Source organism: Calidithermus chliarophilus DSM 9957, from assembly GCF_000430045.1.
GTDB classification, from domain to species: domain Bacteria; phylum Deinococcota; class Deinococci; order Deinococcales; family Thermaceae; genus Calidithermus; species Calidithermus chliarophilus.
This window is the reverse complement of record NZ_KE387027.1, coordinates 436,478-463,200: the sequence shown is the minus strand read 5'-3', so window position 1 is coordinate 463,200 and position 26,723 is coordinate 436,478. Positions and strand designations below refer to the sequence as shown.

The following is a 26,723-nucleotide window of genomic DNA, read 5'->3' as shown; positions in this document are numbered from 1 at the left end:
CGCCCCGGCGCGACCCGGAGCACTCCCTTCGGTCGGGTTAGCCCGTCACCGTTCGGTGACGGGCTAACCGAATCGGGCATCAGGCCCGGTGCCAGTCCTGCAAGGAGCACACCTCGAGCCCGCTCTCCCGCGCGCGCTTGACGGCCTCGAGGCTCCAGCGGGCGCCCTCGAGGGTGGTGATGAAGGGCTTGCCGCTCTCCACGGCGCGGCGCAGCTCGGGGTGGGCTTCGAGCGAGATCAGGAGGTCGTAGTCGTCGTCCGAGATCTCGAAGCCCGCCTCCAGCCATTCGGCCCGTAGGGACGACGCGCGCGTCGTCCCTGCAGCATCACCGATAATCCGCACTTTCCCGGAAAGCGGCAGCTTCTGGTTCACCCCCACCTCGGCACGGTAGTAGGCCAGGTAGGGGTCGCGGTCGATGCCCATGCTCTCGCCGGTCGAGCGCATCTCGGGGCCGAGCACCGGGATCACGCCGGGGAACTTGAGCCAGGGGATCAGCACCTCCTTGACCGAGTAGAAGTCGGGCGTGGGGTCTTGGGTGAAGCCCAGCTCCTCGAGGGTCTTGCCCACCGCGATCAGGGCCGCGTACTTCGCCAGCGGGTGGCCGATGGCCTTGGAGACGAAAGGCACGGTGCGCGAGGCGCGGGGGTTGGCCTCGAGGATGTAGACGGTGCCGTCCTTGAGCGCGTACTGCACGTTGATGAGCCCCCGCACGCCCACCGCCAGGGCCAGCTTGCGGGTGTAGGCCTTGACGGTCTCGAGCTGCTCCGGCGTGAGGCCGATGGGCGGCAGCACGGTGGCCGAGTCGCCCGAGTGCACCCCGGCCCGCTCGATGTGCTCCATGACGCCCGCCACCACCACCCGGCTTCCGTCGCACAACGCGTCCACGTCGAGCTCGAGGGCGCCCTCGAGGTACTGGTCCAGCAGGATCGAGGGGCGCTCGGCGAGCGCGGCGTAGATGCCGCTCAAGTACCACTGCAGCTCCTCGGGGCCGCGCACCACCTGCATGGCCCGCCCGCCCAGCACGTAGGAGGGTCGGGCCATCAGCGGGTAGCCGATCTGCTCGGCGAGCTTGAGGGCCTCGTCGGGGGTGCGGGCCACCGCGCCTTTGGGCTGGGGGATGCCCAGCTCGGCGCACAGGGCGTTGAACTCGGCGCGGTCCTCGGCCTTGTTGATGGCCTCCCAGGAGGTGCCCAGCAGCCTCACCCCGGCGTCGGCGAGCTTCTTGGCGAGCTTGAGGGGGGTCTGGCCGCCCAGCGTGGCGATGACGCCGACGGGGCGCTCGTGCTCGGCGAGGTTGAGCACGTCCTCGAGCGTCAGCGGCTCGAAGTAGAGGCGGTCGGCGGTGTCGTAGTCGGTGCTCACCGTCTCGGGGTTGGAGTTGACCATGATGGTCTCGTAGCCCTGTGCCCCGGCCTCGCCGGGCCGCTCAGGCGGTATCACGGCCTCGCGCAGCGCCCACACCGCGTGGACGGTGGCGTAGTCGAACTCGACGCCCTGCCCGATGCGGATGGGCCCCGAGCCCAGGATCACCACCTTGGGCTTGTCGGTGGCGCGCACCTCGTCCTCGAGCTCGTAGGCCGAGTAGTGGTAGGGCGTGTAGGCCTCGAACTCGGCGGCGCAGGTGTCCACGGTCTTGTACACGGGCTTCGCGCTCGCCGCCACGCGCTCCTTGCGGGCCACCGCCTCCGAGACGCCCACCAGCTCGCCGATGCGGGCGTCGGAGAGGCCCAGCCCTTTGGCGTAGCGCCAGTCCTCGCGGTCCTCCAGCCGCCACTCCCCCTTCCCCAGCGCGCGCTCGGCCTGCACGACCTCCTCGAACTGGTGCAAGAACCAGCGCTCGATCTTGGTGGCCTGGTAGAGGTCTTCCACGCTCACGCCCCGGCGCAGCAGCTCGAGCACTGCATAAATTCGCGTGGGGCTGGGGTAGAGCTTGGTGAAGAGCTCGGCGTCGGTGAGGTGGGCGAACTCGGCGCGCACGTCGCTCTCGAGGCTGCGCAGCGCCTTGCCGAAGGCCTCCTTGAAGGTGCGGCCGATGGCCATGACCTCCCCCACGCTCTTCATCTGGGTGCCCAGCCGGTCGGAGAAGCCGCCGTGCACGTTGGGCAGGGTGTTGAACTTCTCGAAGGCGAAGCGCGGGATCTTGACCACCACGTAGTCGATGCTGGGCTCGAAGGAGGCGGGGGTCTTCTGGGTGATGTCGTTGGGCAACTCGTCGAGGCGGTAGCCCACCGCCAGCAGCGCGGCGATCTTGGCGATGGGGAAGCCGGTGGCCTTCGAGGCCAGCGCCGAGGAGCGCGAGACGCGGGGGTTCATCTCGATGACGATCATGCGCCCGCTCCTGGGGTCGACGGCGAACTGGATGTTCGAGCCGCCCGTCTCCACGCCGATCTCGCGGATGATGGCCTGCGCCGCGTCGCGCATCTTCTGGTACTCGACGTCGGAGAGGGTCTGGGCGGGGGCCACGGTGATGGAGTCGCCGGTGTGCACGCCCATGGGGTCGACGTTCTCGATGGAGGTGATGATGACCACGGTGTCGTTGTGGTCGCGCATGACCTCGAGCTCGAACTCCTTCCACCCCACGATGCTCTCCTCCACCAGCGCCGAGTGGGTGGGCGAGAGCGAGAGCCCCCGGCTCAGGATCTCGACGAACTCGGCCTCGTCGGCGGCGATGCCGCCCCCGGTGCCGCCGAGGGTGAAGCTCGGGCGCACCACCACCGGGTAGCCCGTGACGCTGCGGGCGAACTCCAGGCCCTCCTCGAGGCTGTGCACCATCTTGCCGCGCGGCACGTCGAGCCCGATCTTGAGCATGGCCTGCTGGAACTCCTCGCGGTCCTCGCCCTTCTTGATCGCCGCCGCGTTGGCCCCGATGAGCTCGACGCCGTACTTCTCGAGGATCCCCTGCTCGTAAAGCTGCATCGCCAGGTTGAGCGCGGTCTGGCCGCCCAGGGTGGGCAGCAGCGCGTCGGGCTGCTCCTTGGCGATGACCTTCTCCAGGAACTCGGCGGTGAGGGGCTCGAGGTAGGTGCCCTCGGCCAGGTCGGGGTCGGTCATGATGGTGGCCGGGTTGGAGTTGACCAGCACCACCTCATACCCCACCGAGCGCAGCGCCTTGACCGCCTGGGTCCCCGAGTAGTCGAACTCCGCCGCCTGGCCGATGGTGATCGGGCCAGAACCGATGATCAGGATCTTCTTGATGTCCGTGCGTGCTGGCATCGCGTCCTCAGCTCTCCAGCCGGTCAGCCTACCACCTTTGGCCGCACGCGGCTCTAAGCGGCCATGCTACCCGAATAAAGATGCCCAATTCAAGCATAAAGTCGCGGGCCGGGCGTGGGTGGGTGCTGGCCGTACGCAAGGAGCGTGTGGCTCGCGGCAGACGGCGGTAAGCCGTCAGCTTTCAGCCCTCAGCCGTCAGCTTGTGACCTGCGGTGCCCCCTCCCCGCCAGCATCGAGGGCCAAGGGGTTTTACGTTTTACGTTTTACGTTTTACGTTTTGCGTTTTGCGTTTTACGTTTTGCGTTTTACGTTTTGCGTTTTGCGTCTTGCGTTTTGCGTCTCGCGTCTTGCGTCTTGCGTCTTGCGTCTTGCGTACGACGTACGACCTGCATCAGACGTACGACCCGCGTTAGGCGTTCAGCTATCGGCTATCGGCTATCAGCTATCGACCACCGACATCCACCATATAAACTGCCGTGCGAGTGAGAACCTTCGCCCTCGCCACCTTCTGCGCGGCTACCGTGCTGCTGATCCCCCTCGAGGCCTGGCTCCCCGGCACGATCGCCTTCGGCCTGAGCGGCTGGGCGGTCTGGCAAAGCCGTGACGCGGCCTTCCGGCGGCGCATGGGGGTGCTGCTGGGCTGCATCCTGCTGCTGGCGCTGGCCCCCATCAGCACCGACACCCGGCCCGTCAAGTTCCTCACGCTGGGGCTCCCCTTCCTGGCGGTGATCGCCCTGCCGCCCCTGCTGCTGCGGCGCAGCGACCCCGGGTTGCTCAGCTTTCACCTGTGGCCCCGGCACTTTAGCTGGCTCGAGTTCGGCTACGTGCTGCTGTCGGTCCCGCTGGCCTGGGCCGCCTTCCGGCTCTACTTCGGGGTGCTCTCGCCCGAGGTTCCCTTCAACTGGAAGCTGCCGCCCGAGCCCGCGAGCGGCCCGCTGCTCACCCTCTTCGCCGGGATCAACCTGGTGGGCGTCTGGGACGAGCTGTTCTTCATCAACACCTGCTTCGCCGTCCTGCGCTCGCTCTTCCCCTTCTGGAGCGCCAACCTGGCGCAGTCGGTGGTGTACACCTCGGTGCTCTACGACATGGCTTTCCAGGGCTGGGGGCCGCTGTTCGTGTTCTTCCTGGCCGTCACCCAGGGCATCATGTTCGAGCGCTCGAGGGTGCTGGTCTACGTGCTGGTGGTGCACCTGATCGTGGACTACTTCCTGTTCCAGGAGATCGTGGAAGCCTACTACCCGGCCTTCTCGGTGTGGTGGCACCCCTGAAGCTCGATAATGGCCCCATGAAGCACTGGATGCTGGCGATACTGGCCGCACTGGCCCCCCTTGGCCTGGCGCAGAAGCCCTTGCAAACCCTGTCCTGGGGCGGCTACGGCGTGCGGATCGAGGGCAAGAGCGAGGGGGAGCAGGTAGCGCGGGTCATCTCGAGCGGGCGCACCCGGCTCGAGGTGCGGGGCTGGCGGCTGGAGGCCTCGCTGGTCGAAGTCACCGGCAAAGCCCCCAAGGAGCTGCTGCTCACCGACTACTCGGGCGGGGCACACTGCTGCTTCACCCACTACCTCTTCACCCAGGAGGGCGGGCTGCGCAACCTGATGTTCGAGGAGTGGGGCGACGGGGGCATCCAGGAGGTGCGAGACCTCGACGGCGACGGGCGGGCCGAGCTGATCACGCTGGGCGTGTACTCCTACTTCGCCGGCCTCTCCTTCGCCGACTCGCCCGGCGTGACCCGCGTCTACGCCTACGACGGCATCCAGTTCTACGACGCCACCCGGCAGTTCCCCGCCCGCAACCTCCAGGAGATGCAGCGCTACCAGAGCGCCTTCCTCGAGGCCCGCAAGTCGGGCGACGCCTTCGGCATGAAGGGCAGCGCGATGGGCTACTGGGTCAACGCCCTGGTCATCGGGCGCGGAGCCGCCGCCAAGGGCTGGCTGATGCAGAACGCGCCGCTCGAGGTCAGGAAGTGGCTGCTGGACAACGAGGAAGCCATCCTGAACAGCACTTCGGCCGTGCGGATCAGCTATAACCGCACGCTGCCGCCGCCGGAACGGCGTTGAGGAGGCCAGTGGCTCGTGGCGCGTAGCCCGTAGTGAACCGGCCTGGAGCCTAAGCACCTCCGACGTATGTTTGTCGTTTGCCGGGGCCCCACGGTGAGCGCAAGTCCTTGCTGAAGCCCTCGAACAGCTTTGCCTCGGTATGGCTATGCGACAAGCTCACCGTGGGGTGACTTAAAACCCCAGCTCCACCGCGGCCTGCTTGAGGACTTGGGCGCTGTGCCCCAGGGCCTGGCATTCGGAAGGGGAAAGCTGGGGCTCGAGGGTCCTGAGTACCCCGCTCGCCCCCAGGATGCGCGGCAGGGACAGGGCCACCTCCCTCACGCCCTCCACCTCGGGGGTGAGGGTCGAGAGGGTGAAGGCCGAGCGCTCGTCGGTGAGGATGGCCCGCACCAGGCGGGCGAGCCCGGCCCCGATGCCGTGGTAGGTCGAGCCCTTGCCCTCGATGATGCGGTAGGCGGCGCGGCGAACGCCGTCGTCGATGCGGCGGCGCACCTCCTCGTCCAGGCTCTTCCCGCTCTGGCGGGCGAACTCCTCCAGCGCCACCCCGCCCACCTCCGCCCCCGACCACACCAGCACCTCCGAGTCGCCGTGCTCGCCCAGCACGTAGGCGTGCACCGACTGCGGCGAGACCTCGAGCCACTCCCCCAAGAGGGCGCGGAAACGCGCGGTGTCGAGGATGGTGCCCGAGCCGATCACCCGGCTCTCCGGCCTGCCCGAGATGCGGGTGGCGACCTGGGTCATCACGTCCACCGGGTTGGTCGCGATCAGCAGGACGGCCTCGGGGGCGGCCTCGAGGACGGCGGGGATCACCTGCTCGAAGACCCGCGCGTTGCGGCCCAGCAGCTCGAGGCGGGTCTCCCCCGGCTTCTGCCCCACCCCCGCCGCGATCACCACCACCGCCGAGCCCTCGAGCGCCCCGTAGTCCCCTGCCCGCACCCGCACCGCGCGGGCGAAGGGGGTGGCGTGCAGGATGTCCTCGGCGTGGGCCTCGGCCAGCTTGGGGTTGTGGTCCACCAGCACCAGCTCGCTGCCCACCCCGCCCAAGGCCAGCGCGTAGGCCGCGCTGCTGCCCACCATCCCCACCCCCACCACCCCGATCTTCATGCCTGCCATTGTGCCACGGGGCAGCCTCGAGCCGGACCCCGGCGGTAGACTCCGCTCAGGAGGCCCGCATGAATTACCGCTACATGGGCAAAACCGGCCTGCGGGTGAGCGAACTCTGCCTGGGGGCCATGACCTTCGGGCGCGAGTCCAGCGAAGAGGAAAGCGTACAAATCCTCGACCGCTTCGCCGAGGCCGGGGGCAATTTCATCGACACCGCCGACGTTTACGGCCAGGGTACCTCCGAGGAGATCCTGGGCCGCTGGCTGGGGGGCCAGCGCCGCGAGGACTGGGTCATCGCCACCAAGGTGCGCTTCGCCATGGGCAAGGGCCCCAACGACGCCGGGCTCTCACGCAAGCACATCCTCGACGGGGTGGCCGCCAGCCTGAAGCGCCTGGGCACCGACCACATCGACCTCTACCAGGTGCACGGCTGGGACGCGAGGACGCCGCTCGAGGAGACCCTCTCCACCCTCACCGACCTGGTGCGCCGCGGCTGGGTGCGCTACGTGGGGGCCAGCAACCACACCGGCTGGCAGTTGCAAAAGGCCATCAGCACGGCAAAACACCACGGCTGGGAGCCCTACACCTGCCTGCAGCCGCAGTACAACCTCCTCAGCCGGGGCATGGAGTGGGAACTGCTCCCGGTCTGCCTCAACGAGGGCGTGGGCATCATCCCCTGGAGCCCCCTGCGCGGCGGCTGGCTCAGCGGCAAGTACCGCCGCGGCATGAGCGCCCCGCCCCCAGGCAGCCGCGTGGACGAGGCCGAGCGCAGGAACTGGGGCGAGAAGTGGAGCAACATGAACAAAGAACCCACCTGGCTCGTGCTCGACGCCCTGCACGAGGTCGCCGAACAAAGCGGCAAGCACCCCGCCTCCGTCGCCATCAACTGGCTCCTCCAGCAGCCCGGCGTCACCGCCCCCATCATCGGCGCGAGGAACCTAGAGCAGCTCGAGCCCCTCCTCCAGGCCACCGGCTGGACCCTAACCCCCGAACACCTCCAACGCCTCGACGAAGCCAGCCGCCCACAGCCGATCTACCCCTACGACATCGCGGATTGGGCGATGGCGGGGCGGTAGGGGTCGATGGTCGATAGCTGATAGTCGATAGCCGATAGCCGATAGTCGATAGCCGATAGCCAAACGCCCTTCGGGATTAATGTGCCCGCCCCATAGGCCGACTACAGCCCCACTTCCCCGCGGAAGGGCGCTCGGTGGTCGCTGCCGTGCCCCGGCCGGGGTGTGCGGCTCACGCGGGAGGGGGTGGGCGGGGTGGCGCAGACGGGCATGCCGCCGGGCCTCAGTGCCCGCGTGTGCGGGGGTGCGGGCCGCACCTTGACCCGGCGGCATGTCCGCGAGGGGGTGGCCGTAGGCCATACCGGCTCTGCCGGTAACCTGGAGTCCCTCGGAGGGTGAGAGGGGGAGCAGGTTTCCGGCGTATGCCGGGTCGCGTACCGCGATGCCCCCGCCACGTGGAATGGCCTCCCCCTCCGGCCCCTGACGGCGGAGCGGGGGACACCAAACCAAAGCACCACAAACCAACCCCTCCCCACGGAAGACACAGCAGGAGCGTTAAGCTATCCCCGTATGGTCGAGGTACGCTCGCGCTTCGTGACCTTTCACCCCCCCGCCAACGCCCGCTTCCTGGTAGGCGATTTCACCGACTGGGACAAGCGCCCCATCCCCATCTCAGGACCGCTCACCCTCGAGTTCCCCCCCCACGCCTACGTCGAATACGCCTTCCTCGACGACCAGGGCAAGCCCTTCCCCGACCCCGACAACCCCCACAAGGCCCAGAACCCCTGGTGGACCTACCCCCGCGCCGTCGAGCTCCCCGGCTTCCGCTACGAGGCCCCGCCCCAGGCCAGCGGCGAGGGCAAGGGCGTGCACCGGCACCGGCTCGAGTCGGCCACCTTCGGCAGCACCCGGCGCTACTACGTCTACGAGCCCTCCCAGACCCCCCGCACCACGCTCTACATCCAGGACGGCGTGGCCTACTACCGCACCGCCCAGTTCGCCGACATCGCCGAAGCGCTGTGCGAGCACGGCGAGATCGAGCCCGTGCGCATGGTGTTCATCGAGCCCGAGGACCGGCGCAGCGAGTACTGGTTCAACCCTAAGTACGAGCAATTCCTGCTCCGGGAGATCATCCCCGCCGTGGAATCCCACTACGGCAAGACCGAGCGGAAGGGGCTTTGGGGCGCCAGCCTGGGCGGGGTGGTCTCGGCCTGGCTGGCCTTCCGCAACCCCCAGCTTTTCCAGGTGGTGGGCACCCAGTCGGCCTGCCTGACCCTCGAGCCCGGCGGCGACGACAGCTACACCGCCCCTGAGTGGCTTACCCAGCAGTACGCCGGCGCCGAGCGCCTGCCGCTGCGCTTCTACTGCGAGACGGGCCAGATCGAGTGGCTCTTAGCCCCCAACCGCCGCTTCGCCGCGATGCTGCAGGACAAGGGCTACCCCCACGCCTACCTCGAGCGCCCCTCCGGCCACAATTGGATGACCTGGCGCCAGGGGCTGGCCCCGGGCCTGCGCTACCTCTTCGGCAAGGCCCGTTAGAGCAGCAAAAAGCCGTCTGGGACAGCAAAACGCGGTTCGCCCCCACTCGCCGTTTTTTTAAGCGCGGTTACCACTGTAGCAGATTTTCGCCTTGGCGTCACCAGGGCGTAGCTCGCGGTGCGCCGCGGGGTTTGGGGCTACCCTGGTACGGATGGGACTTGCCGAAGCTATCCTCGCGATCGTTATCATCGTCGCCCTCGAGGCGATTCTCTCCGTCGACAACGCCATGGTGCTGGCGGTGATGGTCAAGCCGCTGCCCCCTGAATTGCGCAAGAAGGCACTGCTGTACGGCATTATCGGGGCCTACGTGCTGCGCGGTCTGGCCCTGCTGTTCGCCACGGTGATCATCAACATCTGGTGGATCCAGGTGCTCGGCGGCGTCTACCTGATCTACCTCGCGGTGAAGTTCTTCCTGAGCCGCCAGTCCGACGAGATCCGGTCCCCCGAGGAGGAAGTCAAGGCCTCCGTCCAGCAGTCCTTCTGGCGCATCGTGGTGATGGTCAACGTCGTGGACCTGGCCTTCGCCATCGACTCGGTGCTGGTGGTGGTGGCCTTCAGCAAGGTGTTCTGGGTGATCTTTACCGGCGTCGCCATCGGCATCCTGCTGATCCGGCTGGCCGCGGGCTGGATGGTGCGGGTGATGGAGAACTACCCCCGCCTCGAGCAGGTCGCCTACGCGGTGGTGGGCTGGGCCGGGCTCAAGCTCACCCTCGAGGGCTGGAACCTGGGCGCTGAGGTGTGGCTGCACAACGAGGCCCTGGCCCTGCACCTGCCCAAGGAGCTGTTCCTGGGCGTCACGCTGCTGATCCTGGTGGTGGGCACGCTGTGGGCGCTGCGCTCGAGCGACCGCTCCCCCAGCAGCACCTGACCCCCTCCCCCTCGCTTCGCCCCTTTCCGCCGCCACGCCTTCCGTGGCGGCTTTACGTAAAGCCGTGCCTTTGGGAGGTTCGACGTGGAAATCGGACAAGCGCTGACGGTAATCGGCATCCTGATCGTGCTCGAGGCCATCCTCTCGGCCGACAACGCCATGGTGCTGGGGGTCATGGTGCGCAAGCTGCCCCCGCCCTGGCGGCAGCGGGCCCTGTTCTACGGCATCGCCGGGGCCTACGTGCTGCGCGGGCTGGCGTTGGTCTTCGCCGCGCTGCTCATCGAGTTCTGGTGGGTGCAGGCGCTGGGCGCGGTCTATTTGCTCTACATCGCCTTCAAGCACTTCTTCGGCAAAAAGGCCAGGCCCGCCCACGCCCCCGAGGAGCTCACCGCCGGCGGGGTGCTCAAGAGCGTCACCCCCCGCCAGTTCTGGACCATCGTGGCCCAGATCGAGCTGGCCGACCTGGCCTTCGCCGTGGACTCGGTGCTGGTGGCAGTGGCCCTCTCCGACAACATGGCGATCATCTTCACCGGGGTCTTCGTGGGCATCCTGGCCCTGCGCTTCGTGGCCGGGGTCTTCGTGGGGCTGCTCGAGCGCTTCCCCCGCTTCGAGGCGGTGGCCTACGCCATCGTGGCCCTGGCCGGGGCCAAGCTGGCCCTCGGCGGCTGGGACAAGTTCGCCAAGGAGGTGCTCAGCCGCCCCGAACTCGTCAGCGGCATCGACAAGACCCAATTCTCCTTCTTCATCCTGGGCGCTTTGGTGCTGGGCACGATCTGGGCGGTAAGCCAGCGGAGGGAGCGGTTGGGGAGCGAGGAACGGGTCTAGGGTAATGGGGGCTCGTGGCCTGTGGCTCGCAGTTGCCCCTCCCCGGTCCTCCCCGCCCGCAGGGAGGGGTATCCCCCCTAGCCCCCCTTGCTAAGGGGGAACAAGGCGTCTTGCGTTTTGCGGTTGGCTATCGGCTATCGGCTATCAGCTATCAGCTATCGGCGTTGGGCGTTCGGCTACCGGCATTCAGCGCCCGGCATTACCCCACCCCACCTGGAGTATCTTAGTGCCGTGATCGTCGTGCTAGGCATCCTGGCCTACCTCATCGGCTCGCTGCCGCTGGGGTACTGGGCCGTTCGCCGTCTGAGCCATCAGGAACCGCGCTGGGCCTCGGCCTACAACCTGGGCCTCGAGAACGCCCTCAAGCAACTGGGTGCGGGGCCGCTGGTGCTGGCCTCGAGCCTCGACTTCCTCAAGGGCCTGCTGGCCGTGCTGCTGGGAAGGGGGTGGGGGCTCGAGGGGGGCCTGCTGCTGGCCCTGCTGGCTTACCTGGGCCACCTCTATCCCCCGCCCGCCCTCACCTCGGGCACTACGCTGCGCGGGCGCGGCGGGTTCGTTCTGCTGGGCATCCTGGTGGGGCTGTCCTTCGCGGGGCTGCCCTACTGGGCCACCGCCCTCCCTCTGGTCGTCGCCGCCGCCGCGCTGGTCGCTACAGGTTGGATGACCCTGGCCGGGTTATCCGTGGTGACGCTGCTGGCGCTGGGGGTGCTGGGGCTGGGCATCGCCGCCTGGGCCAAGGTGGCCGCGCTGGCGCTGCTGGGGCTGGCGCTGTGGCGCTACAAGGAGAACATCGGGCGCATGCTCGAGGGCACCGAACCCAGGCTGGGCGAGCCCCTGCCCCTCCCGTCGGAGAAGCAGGCGGTGTGCGCCTTCATGATCCACCCCCTCACCCTCGACGACCTCTTCCAGAGCCCGCGCTTCCGCTGGTTCAAGCCCCTGGTGGACCGGGGCTGGGTCTCGCAAAGCCTGCTCGAGCGCTTCACCGCCCTGATCCGGCCCATGAAGAACGGCGAGCTGCGCGGCATCAAGACCGCCGACGGGCGCGAGATCCGCTGCTACCTCATCTCGGCGCCGCTGCTGCCGCACCAGATCACCTCCAACCCCGAACTCGCCACCCAGAAGGCCATCCAGGCCGCGCGGCTGGCCAAGGAGCTCGGCTGCACGGTGCTGGGGCTGGGGGCCTTCTGGAGCGTGGTGGGCGAGAAGGGCAAGCGGGTGCAGGAGGCCGTGCCCGAGATCGAGATCACCAACGGCGGGGCTTACACCTCCGGCACCGTCAAGGCCGCCATCCCCGGCATCATCGCCCACTTCGGCCAGACCGGCCGCGACCTGCGCCAGACCACCGCCGCGGTGGTGGGCGCCAACGGCGTGGTGGCCTTCGGCATCGCCCGGCAGATCGCCCCGCTGGTGGGGAAGCTGATCCTGGTGGGGCGCAACATGGAGCGCCTGGAGAAGAGCGCCGAGAGCCTGCGGAAGAACCTCGAGCGCAAGGGCCAGGTGCCCGATCTCGTCGTCACCACCGACATCGCCGCCATCAAGGAGGCCGACCTCGTCTTCAGCGCCACCTCCGACCCCCAGGCCGTGATCTTCCCCGAGCACGTCAAACCCGGCGCCTGGATCTACGACGAGGGCGTTCCCCCCGACGTCCACGAGAGCGTGAAGAAGCTCCCCGGCGTGCGGGTCATCCCCGGCGGGGTGGTGCGCCCGCCCGGCGCCATGACCGGCAACCTCAACCTCCACTTCGGCGAGGGCGCGGTGCCTGCCTGCCTGGCCGAGACCATGATCCTCGCCGCCGAGGGGGCCTTCGAGCGCAAGAGCCTGGGCGGGGAGACCAAGAGCGAGAACATTCAGTTCTTCGTCGAGCGGGCCGAGGCGCTGGGTTTCAAGGTGGTGGATTAACGCGCCTACGGCCTTTGCCGGGCTGGGGCGGCAGCAACGGCGTGACCACCGCACACTGCTGATCGTTCAGCCGGGTGTCGTCCACCCCTTCAACTCAGCCCATTCCTGCATTCTTGGACCACTTGATGTCAATCCCAATCCCTCAATGACTGGGATAGGGGCGAGCATCACGGTTTTAAGGCTGGGGCGAAGCCAGAAATATGCAGCCGAGAGGGTAGAAGTCGCGATCCGCAACAGCGTATGCGAGTAGCATATGGATAATATGCGCCGTTTTATCCCTGGGGTGGCTCTGATCGTTTGCATTACGTTGTTGGCACTGCTGTGAGAGTCGACTTACGATGTTTCTGAGTTTTGGGATTTAGGGGCATATGGAGAAGTACGCGTGATCACCCAGCCTCGGATCCCGCAACTATCTCCGTTAACCGCGAGGGTTGTATTTCAGTTCAGACCGTCTAAAGATTCCAAGTGGCAGGAGATCTTCCGGCAACCGATCACGTACCTCGCCGAGGAAACACTAACCGAGCGCTTACTTCTCGAGCGGGTCGTAGATGCCCTGGATGACGGGAGAATAAGGATCACCTTCAACCATACAGTTGCGATCAGCAGTTCTAACCGTACGGATTGGACTGTTACCCACTTCAAGGAACCGGTGGACCCATGACATAAGGGCACTATAGGAGACCAATGCACCACACGATTGTAGTTCTGGGGCTGCAACCTAGACCGGGGAGGTGAGAATGAAGCTCAATTAGAGCATCAAGAATCCCAGAGGGGCGTATGTGCAAGACTGGTGAACGAGGCGTCAGCGACTCTGGAGGGTTCCGTGCGCATAATGGGTGATCAACCAGCCAAAGTTATCGACGTACTCGGGACGCTATCCCTTGGCGCGAGTCTGTTGATGATGGTACTCATCCCCTTCAATGAGTATTTCCCGTTTGTCGGCAGAACTTTCTTTACAGACGCCTATCTATTCCTTGCTGTCCCGTTTCTCGTCTATTGCGGCTGGGCGTGGGGTGACCTGTTACGGCATGGGTCATTCTCTATGGCCTTGAAGGTTATGTTCGCGGTTATCATAGCCATCATCTTGCTGCTCGGCCTCCCTACCGCGATAAACCCCTTCCCCCATCGGCTGATATGGCAAATGCCGGCATTTGCCGAAACTGGGCTGGGCTGGGTGATAACTGCGGTGGTTCTTCTGACCCCTGCTGTGCTTGGAGTAAGGGTCTATAAGAAATTGAGATGGGGGTGGCTCGCGGCCATCCTCGTGTTCGTAGTTTCTCCTGTAGCTATCTTCGGACTTTGGTACTTTGGCCCGTGGGAGCTGCAATAGCGAACCCGCCATGTTACCGTGGATTCCTAGCTGTATATATTGCGCCGTAAATACACTCCTTCATAGACCTCTCCTGGCTTTAGATCTCTAGCGGTCATCGGAGGTATCACCGTGGCATCCCGACAGGGGCTGAACATGAAATGCCTTCAACACCACATCACCGCATCATTCGTGAGAGCGTGAGGTGATCGGTGTTATAGCGTCGGGAATCCCGGAGGGCCGTATGCACGACTAGTGAACGAGGTGTCAGCAACTCTGGAGGGTTCCATGCGCACAGTAGTTGATCAACTGACCAAAGCTGTCGACATGATCGGGATATTGTCTCTCAGTACGAGTCTGATAGTACTGATACTTACTCCCTATAATGAATATTTCCCGTTTGTCGGCAGAAGTTTCTTTTTAGATGTCTATCTACTCCTCTCTGTCTCGTTTCTGGTCTATTGCGGCTGGGCATGGGGTGACCTTTTACGGCATGGGTCATTCCCTGTGGCTGTAAGGGGCGTGTCCGCGGCTACTATAGCCATCGTCTTGCTGCTCGGCCTACCCAATGGGATCAATCGCTTCCCTGAGCGGCTGATACGGCAAATGCCACCAACCGTTGAAACTGGGCTAGGCTGGGCAATAGCCGCGGTGGTTCTTCTGACCCCTGCCGTGCTTGGAGCAAGGGTCTACAAGAAGTTGAGATGGGGGTGGCTCGCGGCCATCCTCGTGTTCGTAGTTTCTCTTATAGTTATCTTCGGACGTTGGTACGTTGGCCCGTGGGATCTGCAATCTGCGTCGTGAATACGCCCCTTCATAGACCCCCTCCCCGCTTTAGATATCTAGTTCGTGATCATCGGAGGTATTACCGTGGTATCCCAATACGGGCGGAATATGAAGTGCCTTCAACATCACATCGCTGCATCTCTGTTTGCGGTCTTAGCAGTCTGCTACCCCAGCGACGGCTCAGCCCCCTAGGTCGAGGTCCAGTCCCCCGCTAACGGCGCCACCGTCTCAAGCACCGTGGGCGCGCTGCCCTTGGGTATGGCCCCGGCAACCTGGAAAAGCGCCCTGGTAAACTGCTCGAGAGCTTATTTAACGTCAACTCGCCGACCTCGCGGAAGAAGAAATCCGTGACCTTGTAGCCAAAGTAGAGGAGTTTATCCGTGCCACCGAACCCTTCCTTACTCCTGTTGAGCCCCACGAGGTTTGAAGCCGCCTTCCTCGAGGGCAAAGGCAAGCCCTTCAGCTACCGGGGCCGCGCCGGGATCAGGGGGCAGGGGTGGGTGTGGCTCGAGTGCGGCATCGGCAAGACCAACACCGCCATGACCCTGGCCGCCTACGCCCAGCGGCACAAGGTCGGGCGGGCCCTGCTCTTCGGGATCGCCGGGGCCTACGCCGAGTCGGGGTTGCAGGTCGGGGACGCGGTGCTGGCCGAGCGCGAGATCCAGGCCGACCTGGGCATCAAAGACGGGGGGATGAAGGGGATGGGCTTCCCGACGCTCGTCGTGGGGGGCCCTGAAGCGCCGCCCCTGCACTTCCACAACCGCTTCCCGCTGGACAAAGCCTTCACCGCGGAGCTCCGGGCCACGCTGGACCTTCCGGTGCGGAGCTTCCTGACCCGCGACCTGGTGTCGGAGAACCCCACCGAGGCCAGGGAGCTCTCGCGCAAGTGGGAGGCCGACGTGGAGAACATGGAGGGCGCGGCCTTCGCCCAGGCCTGCTTGTGGCTGGGGCTGCCCGGGGCCGAGCTGCGCGCGGTGTCGAACGTGGCGGGGGTGCGCGACAAGGCGCAGTGGCGTGTCCGGCAGGCGGTGGAGGCCCTCGAGGCCGCCCTCGCCCGGCTCCTCCGGTAACATCGGACCATGATCGACATCACCCGCCGCCTCTACGAAGGGCACCCCGTCTGGCCCGGCGACACCCCTTTCACCCTCGAGCCCGTCTCCAAGATCGCCGAGGGCGACTCGGTCAACGTGAGCAAGCTGACCACGACCACCCACCTGGGCACCCACCTCGACGCGCCCTACCACTACGTGGAGGACGGGGGGAAGCTCGAGAGCGTGCCGCTCTCGGCGCTCATCGGCCCCTGCCAGGTGATCGACGCCCGGGGCCAGCAGGCCCTCGACGCGCCTTTCCTGCACTCGCTCGAGCTGCGCGCCGAGCGCGTGCTGTTCTACACCGGCCAGCCCGACGAGTGGCGCGACTTCCCCCGCGAGTTCACCCACGTCCTGCCCGCCGCCGTGGACTACCTGGCCGAGCGGGGCGTCAGGCTCTTCGGCACCGACTGCCCCAGCGTGGACCCCCTCACCTCCAAGGACCTGCCCGGCCACAAGGCCTTCGCCCGCAACGGCATCTACATCGTCGAGGGCCTGGCGCTGGGGGCGGTGAGGCCGGGCGAGTACGAGCTGATCGTGCTGCCGCTGCGGCTCGAGGGGGCCGACGCCTCGCCGGTACGGGCAATTCTGCGCTAGAACTTCAGGACCGCGCTCACCCGGGCTTTGAGCGCATACCCGGGGGCGTTGATCGCGCGGCGGTATCGCTCGTAATCCGGGTCACCGGGGCACACCGGGTAAGCCGGAGCACCCTCGGAATAAATGCAATTGTCCGGGTAGAAGTCCAGGCCGATGTCCGTCCGGACGAAGAGTACGCCCGAGACCAGGTAATCCAGCAGGAAGCCTGCCCCGTACCCCAACGCCGGAGTCTGTCCGGGGCCTGCCCGGCCCATGCTCGTCGCGTGGCTGCCGTTGGCTACGACCTCCCCGCCGTACCAGTTGAACCGTAAGCCCACGTAGGGCGAAACCTGGAGGGGAAGCTCGGGGGTCACTAAAGCCCACAGCAAGTCCGCCTCGGCGCCCATGCTAAAGGCATAGTCCGTGCCCATCCCGCCGGACTCGCGCACTGAACGCTTGTACTCGCCCCAGGTCATCGTGGAGTCGTAGGGGGCGTCGTCGTTGACGAGTTGGCCTACGGCGCCGTGCAACCCGAGCCGCATCCCCAGCGGCGAACCGCCGATGCGCTCAAGGCCGAGGCTGAGGTTGCCGCTCCAACCGGTGTAGAACCCCGCCCCCAGCTCGAGCGAAAACTGCGCCAGCGAGGGAGCTGCCATAGAAGCCGTCAGGGCGATAAGAGAAATCAACAACTTCCGCATCGTGAAACCTTTCAGGGTGCCATTCCCAGAAGCACCCTGAAAACCACAGCACTGGGCCGGACCTGCGGGCGTTCATCTGTTACAGGCGCCGCTCGAGGAAGTCCGCCAGCAGGCGGTAGGTGCGGATCTTGCCCTGGATGTCCCCGCCGGGGCCGTGGCCCTCGTCGCCGAACTCGTGGTACTCGAAGTCCTCGCCCTCGCGCTTGCCCAGTTGCAGCAGCCGGTCACGGAAGACGCGGGCCTGGCTGATGGGGCAGCGCGGGTCGTTGGTGCCGTGGACGATGAGGAGCTTGGCCTTGAGCTGGTGGGCGAACTCGACGGCGCTGCGGTCGCGCCACAGGGCGTGGTCCTTCTCGGGGTCGCCCATCTGCTGGCGCAGGTAGTACTTGAAGTGCTCCATGTCCTCCTCGTAGAGCAGGTGCAGGTCGGTGATGCCCACCCAGGGCACGCCCACCTTGAAGACGTCAGGCTTCTTGGTGACGGCGATGAAGCTCATGAAGCCGCCGAAGGAACCGCCGAAGATGCCCACCCGCTCGGGGTCGACGTAGGGCAGCGACTTGAGGTAGTTGGCCCCGGCCACCACGTCCTCGAGGTCTCCCCCGCCCCAGTCCTTGAGGTTGGCGTCGCGCCAGGCGGTGCCGTAGCCGGTGGAGCCGCGGATGTTGGGCTGGAGGATCACGTAGCCGCGGTCCGCGAGGAACTGGGCGTAGGGGTCGAAGCCGCGGAAGAACTGGGCGGTGGGGCCGCCGTGGACGATGACGAGCGCGGGCAGCCTGGCCCCCGGCGCCACGTCGCGCGGCCTGTAGAGGATGGCCGGGACCTGCTGGCCGTCGAAGGTGGGGTAGCGAACGTACTCGTCCTCCACGAACACGGCGGGGTCGATGGAGCCGTACTCAGCGGGCAGCAGCACCTCGCAGGCGTCGGTCTGGAGGTCGTAGAGCAGCAGCTCGGGGCGGCGGCGGGCCGAGGAGTGGGCGATGAGCAGCTTGGTGTCGTTCAGCACGAAGCTGGTGCCGAAGGCCATCCCCCCGGGCAGGCGCAGGGTGCGCTCCTCGCCGGTGGAGACGCGGTAGAGCACCGGGAAGATGCTGGAGTCCTGGTTGCGCAGCGTCACCAGCCACTCGCCGCTCTTGGAGAAGCTGCCGGCGTACTCGTCGGCCTGGTCGGTGCCCGGGCCCAGCCAGCGCACCTCGCCGGTCTCGAGGTTGAGGATGCCGGGGCGGTTGTTGCCGCTGGCGTCGGAGGTCACGGCCACGTGCACGCCGTCGGGGTGCCAGTCGGCGATCTGGTCCTGCGAGCCCTCGCGCACCGAGAAGACCTTGCGCACCTCCGAGCCGTCGTCGCGCACGAGGTAGCCGTCCTGGTTCTTGAGGTTGGGCGACTCGTTGGAGGCGAAGGCCAGCCACCTCCCGTCGGGGCTCCAGCGGCCCGCGAAGGCCGGGGCCTTGAAGCGGGTGAGCTGCTTCCACTCGTGGTTCTCGCTGGCGAGCTCGAGCACGAAGACGTTCATCTGCCCGGCGCGGTTGCTCATCACCGCCATGCGCCGGTTGTCGGGGTGGACCTCGCCGGCGTACTCCTGGGTCTTGGGGTCGTGGTTCATCTGGATGACCCGGCCGGTGGCGAGCTCGAGCTTGAAGAGGTTGTTCTGCTCGTCGCCCTGGTGGTCCTTGGCGAAGATGATCTCGCGGTCGTCGCGGGTCCAGACGAAGCCGGCCCGGAGCTGGCGCGGGGCCTGCCCGTCGGTGAGCTGGCGCACCTCGCGGGTCTGGAGGTCCATCACGTAGAGCTCGAAGCGCCCGGTCTTGTCCCAGTAGAAGGCGATCCGGTCCCCACTCCAAGAGGGCGTGACCGCGGCGAAATTGGGCAGGCGAGCCAGTTCTTCCAGCGGGATTCGTTCTTTGACCATGGCTCAGGCTACCGCCCGCCCTACTTGAAAAACAATCAGACTTCCTGCGGAAATCGTCGGTAACCGGTAGCCACGGCAGACATGGCGCTTCACGGTAGCTGGCGGGTAATTTCGCGAGAGGTCTATTCCCTTACCAACGTTCACCCTGCCGCGCGGCCTTGACGCGCTTGAGCTGGGCCACGATGAGGAAGCTCACGATGAAGAGCAAAAACCAACTGGTGAACTTGCCGGGGTGCACCAGCGTCCACTGGGTGGCCTGGTCGGGGTACTGCCAAGCGCCCAGGTAGGTGGCGATGTTCTCGGCCAGCCAGATGAAAAAGCCCACCAGCGCGAAGCCCAGCTTGAGCGGCAGCCAGAAGGACACGCCGCCTACGGTGAAGTAAACGCGGGTGCGCCAGTAAGCCACGAACACCGCCAAAATCAGCACGTAGCGCAGGTCGAGGGTGTAGTGGTGGGTGAAGAAGTTGAGGTAGATCAGCGCGGCGAGGACGACGTTGAGGCCGGAGGGCGGGAAGTTGGTCAGGCGCAGCTCGAGCCGCCGCCAGGCCTGGGTGATGTAGCTGGCGACGCTGGCGTACATGAAGCCCGAGTAGAGTGGAACGCCCAGGAGCTTGCTGTAGGCGAAGTCGGGGTAGGCCCACGAGCCCATGGCGATCTTGAAAACCTCCATGGTGGTGCCCAGCACGTGAAAAAGCGTGATGACCTTGAGCTCGTCCACGCTCTCCACCCGCAGCCACCACACCATCGCCACCTGCATCCCGACGCAGGCCAACAGCATGAAGTCGTAGCGCGGCAGCCCCGGGATCTCCACCACCTTCGACAGCACCAGCATGGCGAAGATGAAGGCCGGGAAAAGGCAGGAAGCGGCTTCCTGATAGGCGAAGTGTAGCAGCAGGGACAGAGGACGGGGGATGACGCGGCCCCGGAGCATGGCAACCAGCCTAACAGGCCTCGAGGCCGGGGCGTGGCGCAAATGGCTAGCTCGAGGCGTTCGTACCCACCAGCGCGACCTGATCCAAGAAAGCCGTGATGGCCCGCTCGAGCATCGCGTACACCTGCTCGAAGGCCTCGAGGTCGTCGTAGTAGGGGTCGGGGACCTCTCCCCCGCCCGCGAGGTCCATCACGGGTCGGATCTTCGCGTGCGCCTGGGGCAGCATCCGGCGCAGGGTTGCCAGGTTCTCCCGGTCCATCACGAAGATGTGGTCGTACTCCGCGTCCCTGGCGCTCACCTGCCGGGCGCGGTGGGCGAAGGAGGCCCCGTGGCGCTCCAGCACGCGCCGGGCTCGAGGGTCGGCTTCCTCCCCCGCGTGCCAGCCCCCGGTCCCGGCGGAGTCCACCTCGAAGCGCCCCTCGAGCCCCCGCTCCCGGACCAGCTTGCGAAATATCCCCTCCGCCATCGGCGATCGGCAGATGTTGCCCATGCAGACGAACAGGACTCGGGTCATACGGGGGTCATTGTACGGCGGGGGTTGATAGCCGATAGCCGAACGCTAAACGCAAGACGCCCTTTCCTTACCCCCCTTAACAAGGGGGGCCGGGGGGGATACTCCCTCCCCGTGCGCGGGGAGGGTGGGGGCGGGACTCCCGGACTACTCGCCACGAGCCACTAGCCGCTAGCCACGAGCTGACCGCTGACGGCTGAAGGCTGACCGCTTCACTTCAGCTTCACGATTACGCCCTCGTCCGGCCGCAGCTCGAGCACCCCGCCCACCGCGCCGTAGCGGTCCAGGTGGGTCGAGACCAGGATTTCGCCGGCGGGGACCGAGAGCTGCTTGGGTTCGGGGGTGAAGTTGAGCGCCACCAGCACTTCGCCGCCGCGCAGGTAGGCGAACACGCCCTCGGGGCTCTTGTAGGTCTGGTAATTGCCCTCGAGCAGCGCCGGGGTTTCGCGCCGTACCACCAGCAGGGTGCGGACCAGCGCCAGCATGGACTCGCTGTCGGCGTCCTGGGCCTCGACGTTGCGCCCCGCCCCTGCCGGCGGGGGCAGGTAGTCGGTGTTGACGGGGAGCCAGGGCTCGGCGGTGCTGAAGCCGGCGTGGGCGTGGGGGGTCCACTGCATGGGGGTGCGCTCGGGGTCGCGGCCCGGGTCGAGGCCGTGCTCGCCGTGGACGTTCTTCTGGCGCAGGGCGGCGGGGTCTTGGATCTTCTCGGGGGGGATGATGCCGTCCACCATGCCGATCTCGTCGCCGTAGTACCAGGTGGGCGAGCCGCGCAGGCTGAAGAGCATCATGGCCGCGACGCGGGCCTGGGCGTGGCCGATGCGGGTCGCCAGGCGGTGCTGGTCGTGGTTGCCCAGCACCCAGTTGGGCGTGGCCCACGGCGGGAGGCTGGCCTCGTACTCCTCGACGATGTGGCGGATGTTCTCGGCGGTCCAGTGGTTCATGCCCCGGAAGATGAGGTGGAAGTTGAAGGGCAGGTGGCAGCCGGGGCGCTCGGCGGTGCCGTAGTAGGGCATGAGCTGGTCGTAGGGGAGGTAGATCTCCCCCACCATCATGCGCTCGTTGCCGGGGGTGGTGAACTCGTCGAGGACGGCCCGCATCTCCTGCACGATCTCGCGGGTCTCGGGCTGGTCCTCCATGTAGATGTGGACGTGCCGCCCGCGGTCCCACTCGCCTTCCTTCCAGAAGGGGTTCTCGGGCTCGTCGCGGAATTGCTCGTCCTCGACCAACAGCCACATCACGTCCACGCGGAAGCCGTCCACGCCGCGCCGCAGCCAGAAGCGCATGGCCTCGTAGGTGGCCTGGCGCACCTCGGGGTTGCGCCAGTTGAGGTCGGGCTGCTCGGGGAGGAACTGGTGCAGGTAGTACTGGCCGGTGCGGGGGTCGAGGGTCCAGGCCGGGCCGCCGAAGTAGGCCATCCAGTTGTTGGGGGGGCCGCCGTCCGGGGCCGGGTCGCGCCAGACGTACCAGTCGCGCTTGGGATTGTCCAAGCTTGAGCGCGACTCCTGGAACCAGGGGTGCTGGTCGGAGGAGTGGTTGGGCACGAAGTCGATGATCACCTTCAGCCCCAGCCGATGGGCCTCCTCGAGCAGCCGGTCGAAGTCGGCGAGGGTGCCGAAGATGGGGTCTACGTCGCAGTAATCGGCGACGTCGTAGCCGAAGTCCTTCATGGGCGACTTGTAGAAGGGCGAGAGCCACACGGCGTTCACGCCCAGGTCGCGCAGGTAGCCCAGCCGGCGGCGCACGCCCTCGAGGTCGCCGATGCCGTCGCCGTTGGAGTCCTGGAAGCTACGGGGATACACCTGATAGATCACCGCGGTCTGCCACCACAACCGTTCGCTCGTCACGCCCACAAGCATATCCTTTGTCTCTCATAAATAAACCCCGGCCCGCGCGGGGGTCGGGGCCGGGTCGAAAGGCGGGTCAGAAGGCCGCCAGGCAGACGAGGGCGAAGGCCGCCAGGGCGAACGCCAGGAACAGCCAGGCCAGCTTGCCGGTAGGGACTGAGGGGACGTTGTCGGTGAACTTCCAGTCCATGCCTCCAGGGTAGGGCGGGAGGAACTCGAGGCCGGGTCATTTGGCGCGGGTTCCACCGTCCGGTGGAGGCCCCCCGGCAAGGCGGTGGAGCGGGCCGGGGCAGCCCCCGACAGGACTATCCCCGGCGGGCGGCGCGGGATTGAGAGGCCCGGCCCAATTTTCACTCCCGCGATACTGCGGGGGTGCGGGCTCGAGGCGGGGCCGGGGGATAAACCGTCCATGAGGGTTTTTCCGTTCGCAATACAGAACCAAGCCAGCGACCCGATTAAGGATGCCTCAAGCTGCGCCCTCTGGCGCGTGTGCTAGGTTCGAACATGAGCGTAAGGGGGAGACGATGAGCAAAGGCGTGAACTTGACCCTGGCCGCCGGGCTGCTGCTCGTGCTGGCCGCCTGTACCGGCGGCTTCGGCAGCAACGAGCGGCCCCCGTCGGTGGATAAAGGCGGCGTGGTGCACCCCATAACCACCCAGTACGGCATCCAGCCCACCCTGCTGGCCCGCTACTACCACGTCAGCGAGCACAAGGATGAGGACGGCACGCTGAGCCTCGAGGCGGGCTACGGCGGCGTGCGCTACAAGCCCCGGCAGTCGAGCTTCAAGGGCTTCGAGGGCTGGGACGAGCTCGCGGTGCCCTCCTCCGAGAGCATCCGCGCCGACTGGCTGCGCCTGACCCTCAACCGCGACGCGCGGGTGGCGGTGGTCTGGAAGATCGACCCGGTGCCGCTGTGGCTCATCGGGTGGGAGCGGTCGCCGATGCCCGACGGGCTCACCGCCTTCGTCAAGGACTTCAAGAAGGGCGAGGTCGCCTTAGGCGGCCCCGGCAAGAACAACGGCAAGTACACGGTGCTCCTCGCGGAGGCGGGCGGCAAGCCCTCCGCCGCGCCCGCCCTACCGCCCGGCGTCAGCGAGAAGCCCCTGCCCAACACCGACTGCCCCTCGTGGCTGCACGACACCTGGCGCGTGGTGGGCCCCGACGGCAACGAGTTCCAGGGCTGGCACCCCCAGATCGACCCCGTCTACTGGTGCTACTACCGCCACGAGCACAACTCCGACCCCGGCCTCATCGGCTACAAGGCCGCCTTCACCTACGTGGCGCTGAAGAACCAGAACCAGCCCGAACGCGGCGAGGGCTTCAAGGGCTTCGCCATCCGGGACGAGGCCAAGCAGATCGGCTGGTACATCAACCTGCACTCCGAGACCAGCACCAGCCAGCGCGTGTGCGCCCGGGTCCACACCGTCACCCTGGCCGCCACCGACCTGCGCACCGGGCAATTGCTGCTCGAGCTCGGCTACAAGGGCGACTTCGGCTTCTCGAGGGAGAACGACGACTCCGAGCAGTTCATCACCCCCGACGCCTGCCCCGACCAGGCCAAGATCGCCCAGGAGACCGACGCCTCCAAGCGCATCCGCGTCGCCAGCGACGGCAACGGCGGCTACGAGCAGTGGGACGGCGGCTGTGAGCCCGCCTTAGGCATGGAGTGCGGCGACCGGGTGATCGGGGTCGACATCCAAAACCCCGCCACCAGTTGCGCCGACTACAAGTGCAGCAGCCTCATCATCAACGACGGCTCCTCCACCCGCCGCACCATGAGCGTCCGCAACCTCAAGGTGTCCTACGTCGAGTCCCTCGACCTCTCCGACGGCAAGAAGGACGGCTACTTCTACACCGACGTCTACGGCCTCAACCCTGGCCTCGACCCCGCCAACCCCGGCGCGGTGCGGCAGTACGTCAAGCCGGGCCTCTCCATCAGCCTCGACGGGCACTTCACCACCGAGGACGCCTGGCGCGGGCTCTACGTGCGGGACGGGAACAACAACGACGTGGAGCTCGAGGGGAGCCTGGGGTCGATCAACTAAAAATGGTCGATGGTCGATAGCTGATAGCCAAACGCCGAACGCCTTTGGTAGGGCCGGGTCTTGGACCCGGCCCTTTCGACGATCGGCGGCTTGTGCAGGGAGTCTTGTCGCTCGAGGGGGCTAGTAGCTCCACTGCACCCGGCAGTCTTTCTGCGGCATCCCGGAGGTGCGGTTTTCGCTGTTCATTCCCCGGCCGTAGATGTAGAAGAAGGGCTTGTTGTCGGTGATGCCGCTCTTGACCGAGATGGTGAACTGGGCGCTCCCGGCCCCTTCCACCACCTGGGTCAGGGGGGAACCATCCACCCCCACGGTGCCGCTTTCGAACTTGAGCTGGACCTTGGCCACCTGCCCCTTGAGGTTTTCCACGGTCACGGTCAGGGTGGCCTGCCCTCCTTTAGGCACCGAGAACGGGCTGGGGGTGCAGGTCATGGTGAAGTCGTTGGTCACCACCCCACCGCCCCCGCCGCCCGGCCCCCCCGTCCCGCCACAGGCCGCGAGCGCCACCACCAGGGATAGCCACAACCACTTGCGCATATCCCTCAATCTAGCCAGGCCACGGGCTCGAGCACGCCAGGGTTAACGAAGGCTCAAACGATAGGCCAGGTTTAGGAAGGGGGCTAGTGGCCCGTGGTTGCCCCTCCCCGTCCCTCCCCGCGTGCGGGGAGGGGGTATCCCCCCAGCCCCCCTTGCCAAGGGGGGTGAAGAAGGGACGTCTCGCGTTTCGCGTCTGGCGTTTCGCGTCTGGCGTTCGGCTATCGGCTATGGGCTATCAGCTATCGGCGTTGGGCATCCCGCGTTCGACCACCCCCCGACCATCAAGTACACTGTTGCCTTGTATGGCTTTAGGAGTCGGCATCGTCGGACTGCCCAACGTGGGCAAGTCCACCCTGTTCAACGCGATCACCAAGGCGGGCGCGCTGGCCGCCAACTATCCCTTCGCCACCATCGACAAGAACGTGGGGGTGGTGACCCTGCCCGACGAGCGCCTCGAGGCGCTCGCCAAGCTCTTCGTCAAGGGCGACCGTAAGCCCCCCATCGTGCCTACCTACGTGGAGTTCGTGGACATCGCGGGGCTGGTCAAGGGCGCCCACAAGGGCGAGGGGCTGGGCAACCAGTTCCTGGCCAACATCCGCGAGGTGGCGGCCATCGCCCACGTGGTGCGCTGCTTCGAAGACCCCAACGTGGTGCACGTCTCGGGCAAGGTGGACCCCCTCGACGACCTCGAGACCATCAACACCGAGCTGGCCCTGGCCGACCTGCAAGCCCTGGAGAAGCGCCTGGACAAGCTGCGCAAGACCGCCCGCGTGGACAAGGATGACAAGGCGCTGCTGGAAGTGCTCGAGCCCCTCCTCCCCCACCTCTCGCAAGGCCAGCCCGCCCGCACCTACGCCCCCGCCGACCCCGAACTCTTCGCCAAGGCCGCCCGCGAGATGGGCCTGATGACCGCCAAGCCGGTGATCTACGTCGCCAACGTGGCCGAGGAAGACCTGCCCGACGCCACCGGCAACCCCAACGTCGCCAAGGTGCGCGAGCGGGCTGGGGCCGAGGGGGCCGAGGTGGTGGTGGTCTCGGCCAAGATCGAGGCCGAGCTGGCCGAGCTCGAGGACGCCGAAGCCCAGGAGTACCTGGCCTCGCTAGGGCTCGAGGAGTCCGGCCTCGACCGCCTGGTTCGGGTAGCCTACCGCGTGCTGGGCCTCATCACCTTCCTCACCGCCGGCGAGAAGGAGGTGCGGGCCTGGACCATCCGCCAGGGCACCAAAGCCCCCCAGGCCGCCGGCGAGATCCACTCCGACCTCGAGCGCGGCTTCATCCGGGCCGAGGTCATCGAGTGGGACAAGCTGGTTGCCGCCGGGGGTTGGGCACAGGCCAAGGAAAAGGGCTGGGTACGCACCGAGGGCAAGGAGTACGAGGTTAAGGACGGGGACGTGATGTACATCCTCTTCAATGTGTGAGGGTGGTCGATAGTCGATAGCCGATAGCCGATAGCTGAACGCCGAACGCCCTTTGTTTACCCCCCTTAGCAAGGGGGCCAGGGGGGATACTCCCACACGCCACGAGCCACGAGCCACAAGCCACAAGCTGATCGCTGACGGCTGACGGCTTCCCCGGAGCCGTCTTGGCACAAAAATCACAATGAATTCCATAGCGCCCCGATAAGCTCTACAACCGATGATCACGATGTACACCACCGCCTGGTGCTCCGACTGCAAGGCGACCAAGGCCGCCCTCGAGCGGCTCGGCCTGAGCTACACCGAGGTGAACATTGACCAGCACCCCGAAGGCGAGCGCCTGGTGTTGCAGGTCAACGCCGGTCGCCGCAGCGTTCCTACCCTGGTCTATGGCGACCAGGCGGCCTCGATGAGCCGCTTCTCGGTGATGAAGCTGCAGCAGTGGCTCGAGCAGGTGGGGTTGCTCGAGCCTGCGCGGAACTGAGCGGGACCTGAGACGCCGGGCGCGGGTCGTACGTCGTACGCAAAACGCAAAACGCGAGACGCAGGCCACGAGCCACAA

The 26,723-nt window shown here is 66.5% G+C and carries 22 protein-coding genes; 14 read left to right on the top strand and 8 right to left on the bottom strand.

Annotated features, from left to right (window positions below; all coding sequences use genetic code 11):
* Positions 1–79 precede the first annotated feature (79 nt).
* On the bottom strand, positions 80–3,214 hold the full coding sequence (carB, locus tag MEICH_RS0119245; protein ID WP_027893944.1) for a carbamoyl-phosphate synthase large subunit: 3,135 nt from the start codon (positions 3,212–3,214) through the stop codon (positions 80–82).
* 482 nt (positions 3,215–3,696) lie between these two features.
* On the opposite strand from carB, the gene MEICH_RS27435 reads away from it, so the two are divergent.
* Together MEICH_RS27435 and MEICH_RS27430 are read left to right on the top strand one after the other, a co-directional pair.
* The gene (locus MEICH_RS27435; protein WP_051304364.1) at positions 3,697–4,482 is read left to right on the top strand and encodes a CPBP family glutamic-type intramembrane protease; all 786 of its coding nucleotides are present in this window, start codon (positions 3,697–3,699) and stop codon (positions 4,480–4,482) included.
* Positions 4,483–4,499: 17 nt separating this feature from the next.
* Entirely contained in the window at positions 4,500–5,270 is a 771-nt protein-coding gene (locus MEICH_RS27430; RefSeq protein WP_051304363.1) for a hypothetical protein, read from the top strand.
* Positions 5,271–5,441: 171 nt separating this feature from the next.
* Here the strand turns inward: MEICH_RS27430 and MEICH_RS0119230 are convergent, their stop codons facing one another.
* Positions 5,442–6,374: an L-lactate dehydrogenase gene (locus MEICH_RS0119230; protein ID WP_027893943.1), complete on the bottom strand. Its 933-nt coding sequence runs from the start codon at positions 6,372–6,374 to the stop codon at positions 5,442–5,444.
* A 68-nt stretch (positions 6,375–6,442) separates the two neighbouring features.
* Between MEICH_RS0119230 and MEICH_RS0119225 the strand changes: the two genes are divergently transcribed.
* The 9 genes from MEICH_RS0119225 to MEICH_RS0119190 all read left to right on the top strand — a co-directional run bounded on the left by MEICH_RS0119225 (position 6,443) and on the right by MEICH_RS0119190 (position 16,298).
* Positions 6,443–7,450 carry an aldo/keto reductase gene (locus tag MEICH_RS0119225; RefSeq protein ID WP_027893942.1) on the top strand — a complete coding sequence of 336 codons (1,008 nt, stop codon included), beginning with the start codon at positions 6,443–6,445 and terminating at the stop codon, positions 7,448–7,450.
* Between the two features lie 507 nt (positions 7,451–7,957).
* Positions 7,958–8,926 (top strand): alpha/beta hydrolase-fold protein, encoded by a 969-nt coding sequence (locus MEICH_RS0119220; protein ID WP_027893941.1) that lies wholly within the window; start codon positions 7,958–7,960, stop codon positions 8,924–8,926.
* A gap of 151 nt (positions 8,927–9,077) precedes the next feature.
* Positions 9,078–9,794, top strand: a complete 717-nt coding sequence (locus MEICH_RS0119215) for a TerC family protein (RefSeq protein WP_027893940.1) — start codon at positions 9,078–9,080, stop codon at positions 9,792–9,794.
* An 84-nt stretch (positions 9,795–9,878) separates the two neighbouring features.
* Positions 9,879–10,619 carry a TerC family protein gene (locus MEICH_RS0119210; RefSeq protein ID WP_027893939.1) on the top strand — a complete coding sequence of 247 codons (741 nt, stop codon included), beginning with the start codon at positions 9,879–9,881 and terminating at the stop codon, positions 10,617–10,619.
* A gap of 231 nt (positions 10,620–10,850) precedes the next feature.
* A complete protein-coding gene (locus MEICH_RS0119205; RefSeq protein WP_027893938.1) occupies positions 10,851–12,518 on the top strand; it encodes a glycerol-3-phosphate acyltransferase in 1,668 nt (555 codons plus the stop codon).
* 823 nt (positions 12,519–13,341) lie between these two features.
* The gene (locus MEICH_RS0119200; RefSeq protein WP_157202917.1) at positions 13,342–13,848 is read left to right on the top strand and encodes a hypothetical protein; all 507 of its coding nucleotides are present in this window, start codon (positions 13,342–13,344) and stop codon (positions 13,846–13,848) included.
* 267 nt (positions 13,849–14,115) lie between these two features.
* A complete protein-coding gene (locus tag MEICH_RS28960) occupies positions 14,116–14,631 on the top strand; it encodes a hypothetical protein (protein WP_157202916.1) in 516 nt (171 codons plus the stop codon).
* A gap of 362 nt (positions 14,632–14,993) precedes the next feature.
* A complete protein-coding gene (mqnB, locus tag MEICH_RS0119195; protein ID WP_027893936.1) occupies positions 14,994–15,683 on the top strand; it encodes a futalosine hydrolase in 690 nt (229 codons plus the stop codon).
* Positions 15,684–15,692: 9 nt separating this feature from the next.
* Entirely contained in the window at positions 15,693–16,298 is a 606-nt protein-coding gene (locus tag MEICH_RS0119190) for a cyclase family protein (protein ID WP_027893935.1), read from the top strand.
* Here the strand turns inward: MEICH_RS0119190 and MEICH_RS0119185 are convergent.
* The 5 genes from MEICH_RS0119185 to MEICH_RS0119165 form a co-directional block, all read right to left on the bottom strand.
* Positions 16,295–16,933, bottom strand: a complete 639-nt coding sequence (locus tag MEICH_RS0119185) for a hypothetical protein (RefSeq protein WP_157202915.1) — start codon at positions 16,931–16,933, stop codon at positions 16,295–16,297. The two genes, MEICH_RS0119190 and MEICH_RS0119185, sit on opposite strands and share 4 nt — an antisense overlap.
* 121 nt (positions 16,934–17,054) lie before the next feature.
* Positions 17,055–18,881 carry a S9 family peptidase gene (locus tag MEICH_RS0119180; protein WP_027893933.1) on the bottom strand — a complete coding sequence of 609 codons (1,827 nt, stop codon included), beginning with the start codon at positions 18,879–18,881 and terminating at the stop codon, positions 17,055–17,057.
* 130 nt (positions 18,882–19,011) lie between these two features.
* A complete protein-coding gene (locus tag MEICH_RS0119175; RefSeq protein ID WP_218916437.1) occupies positions 19,012–19,812 on the bottom strand; it encodes a DUF817 domain-containing protein in 801 nt (266 codons plus the stop codon).
* 46 nt (positions 19,813–19,858) lie between these two features.
* Positions 19,859–20,326 (bottom strand): low molecular weight protein-tyrosine-phosphatase, encoded by a 468-nt coding sequence (locus MEICH_RS0119170; RefSeq protein ID WP_027893931.1) that lies wholly within the window; start codon positions 20,324–20,326, stop codon positions 19,859–19,861.
* A 209-nt stretch (positions 20,327–20,535) separates the two neighbouring features.
* On the bottom strand, positions 20,536–22,152 hold the full coding sequence (locus MEICH_RS0119165) for an alpha-amylase family glycosyl hydrolase (RefSeq protein WP_027893930.1): 1,617 nt from the start codon (positions 22,150–22,152) through the stop codon (positions 20,536–20,538).
* 551 nt (positions 22,153–22,703) lie between these two features.
* On the opposite strand from MEICH_RS0119165, the gene MEICH_RS0119155 reads away from it, so the two are divergent.
* Positions 22,704–24,212: a hypothetical protein gene (locus tag MEICH_RS0119155; protein WP_157202913.1), complete on the top strand. Its 1,509-nt coding sequence runs from the start codon at positions 22,704–22,706 to the stop codon at positions 24,210–24,212.
* 120 nt (positions 24,213–24,332) lie between these two features.
* Here MEICH_RS0119155 and MEICH_RS0119150 read toward each other — a convergent pair whose 3' ends face one another.
* Positions 24,333–24,746, bottom strand: a complete 414-nt coding sequence (locus tag MEICH_RS0119150; RefSeq protein ID WP_027893928.1) for a hypothetical protein — start codon at positions 24,744–24,746, stop codon at positions 24,333–24,335.
* Positions 24,747–25,048: 302 nt separating this feature from the next.
* Here MEICH_RS0119150 and ychF point away from each other — a divergent pair, with 302 nt between their 5' ends.
* On the top strand, positions 25,049–26,164 hold the full coding sequence (gene ychF, locus MEICH_RS0119145) for a redox-regulated ATPase YchF (RefSeq protein ID WP_027893927.1): 1,116 nt from the start codon (positions 25,049–25,051) through the stop codon (positions 26,162–26,164).
* A gap of 217 nt (positions 26,165–26,381) precedes the next feature.
* Positions 26,382–26,645: a glutaredoxin family protein gene (locus MEICH_RS0119140; RefSeq protein ID WP_027893926.1), complete on the top strand. Its 264-nt coding sequence runs from the start codon at positions 26,382–26,384 to the stop codon at positions 26,643–26,645.
* Positions 26,646–26,723: the final 78 nt, after the last annotated feature.

Excerpts from the sequence above, each read along its gene's own strand:
- carB (WP_027893944.1), bottom strand. The coding sequence starts at position 3,214 with ATGCCAGCACGCACGGACATCAAGAAGATCCTGATCATCGGTTCTGGC.
- MEICH_RS27430 (WP_051304363.1), top strand. The coding sequence starts at position 4,500 with ATGAAGCACTGGATGCTGGCGATACTGGCCGCACTGGCCCCCCTTGGC.
- MEICH_RS0119230 (WP_027893943.1), bottom strand. The coding sequence starts at position 6,374 with ATGAAGATCGGGGTGGTGGGGGTGGGGATGGTGGGCAGCAGCGCGGCC.
- MEICH_RS0119225 (WP_027893942.1), top strand. The coding sequence starts at position 6,443 with ATGAATTACCGCTACATGGGCAAAACCGGCCTGCGGGTGAGCGAACTC.
- MEICH_RS0119220 (WP_027893941.1), top strand. The coding sequence starts at position 7,958 with ATGGTCGAGGTACGCTCGCGCTTCGTGACCTTTCACCCCCCCGCCAAC.
- MEICH_RS0119215 (WP_027893940.1), top strand. The coding sequence starts at position 9,078 with ATGGGACTTGCCGAAGCTATCCTCGCGATCGTTATCATCGTCGCCCTC.
- MEICH_RS28960 (WP_157202916.1), top strand. The coding sequence starts at position 14,116 with ATGCGCACAGTAGTTGATCAACTGACCAAAGCTGTCGACATGATCGGG.
- MEICH_RS0119190 (WP_027893935.1), top strand. The coding sequence starts at position 15,693 with ATGATCGACATCACCCGCCGCCTCTACGAAGGGCACCCCGTCTGGCCC.
- MEICH_RS0119185 (WP_157202915.1), bottom strand. The coding sequence starts at position 16,933 with ATGGCAGCTCCCTCGCTGGCGCAGTTTTCGCTCGAGCTGGGGGCGGGG.
- MEICH_RS0119180 (WP_027893933.1), bottom strand. The coding sequence starts at position 18,881 with ATGGTCAAAGAACGAATCCCGCTGGAAGAACTGGCTCGCCTGCCCAAT.
- MEICH_RS0119175 (WP_218916437.1), bottom strand. The coding sequence starts at position 19,812 with ATGCTCCGGGGCCGCGTCATCCCCCGTCCTCTGTCCCTGCTGCTACAC.
- MEICH_RS0119170 (WP_027893931.1), bottom strand. The coding sequence starts at position 20,326 with ATGACCCGAGTCCTGTTCGTCTGCATGGGCAACATCTGCCGATCGCCG.
- MEICH_RS0119150 (WP_027893928.1), bottom strand. The coding sequence starts at position 24,746 with ATGCGCAAGTGGTTGTGGCTATCCCTGGTGGTGGCGCTCGCGGCCTGT.
- ychF (WP_027893927.1), top strand. The coding sequence starts at position 25,049 with ATGGCTTTAGGAGTCGGCATCGTCGGACTGCCCAACGTGGGCAAGTCC.
- MEICH_RS0119140 (WP_027893926.1), top strand. The coding sequence starts at position 26,382 with ATGATCACGATGTACACCACCGCCTGGTGCTCCGACTGCAAGGCGACC.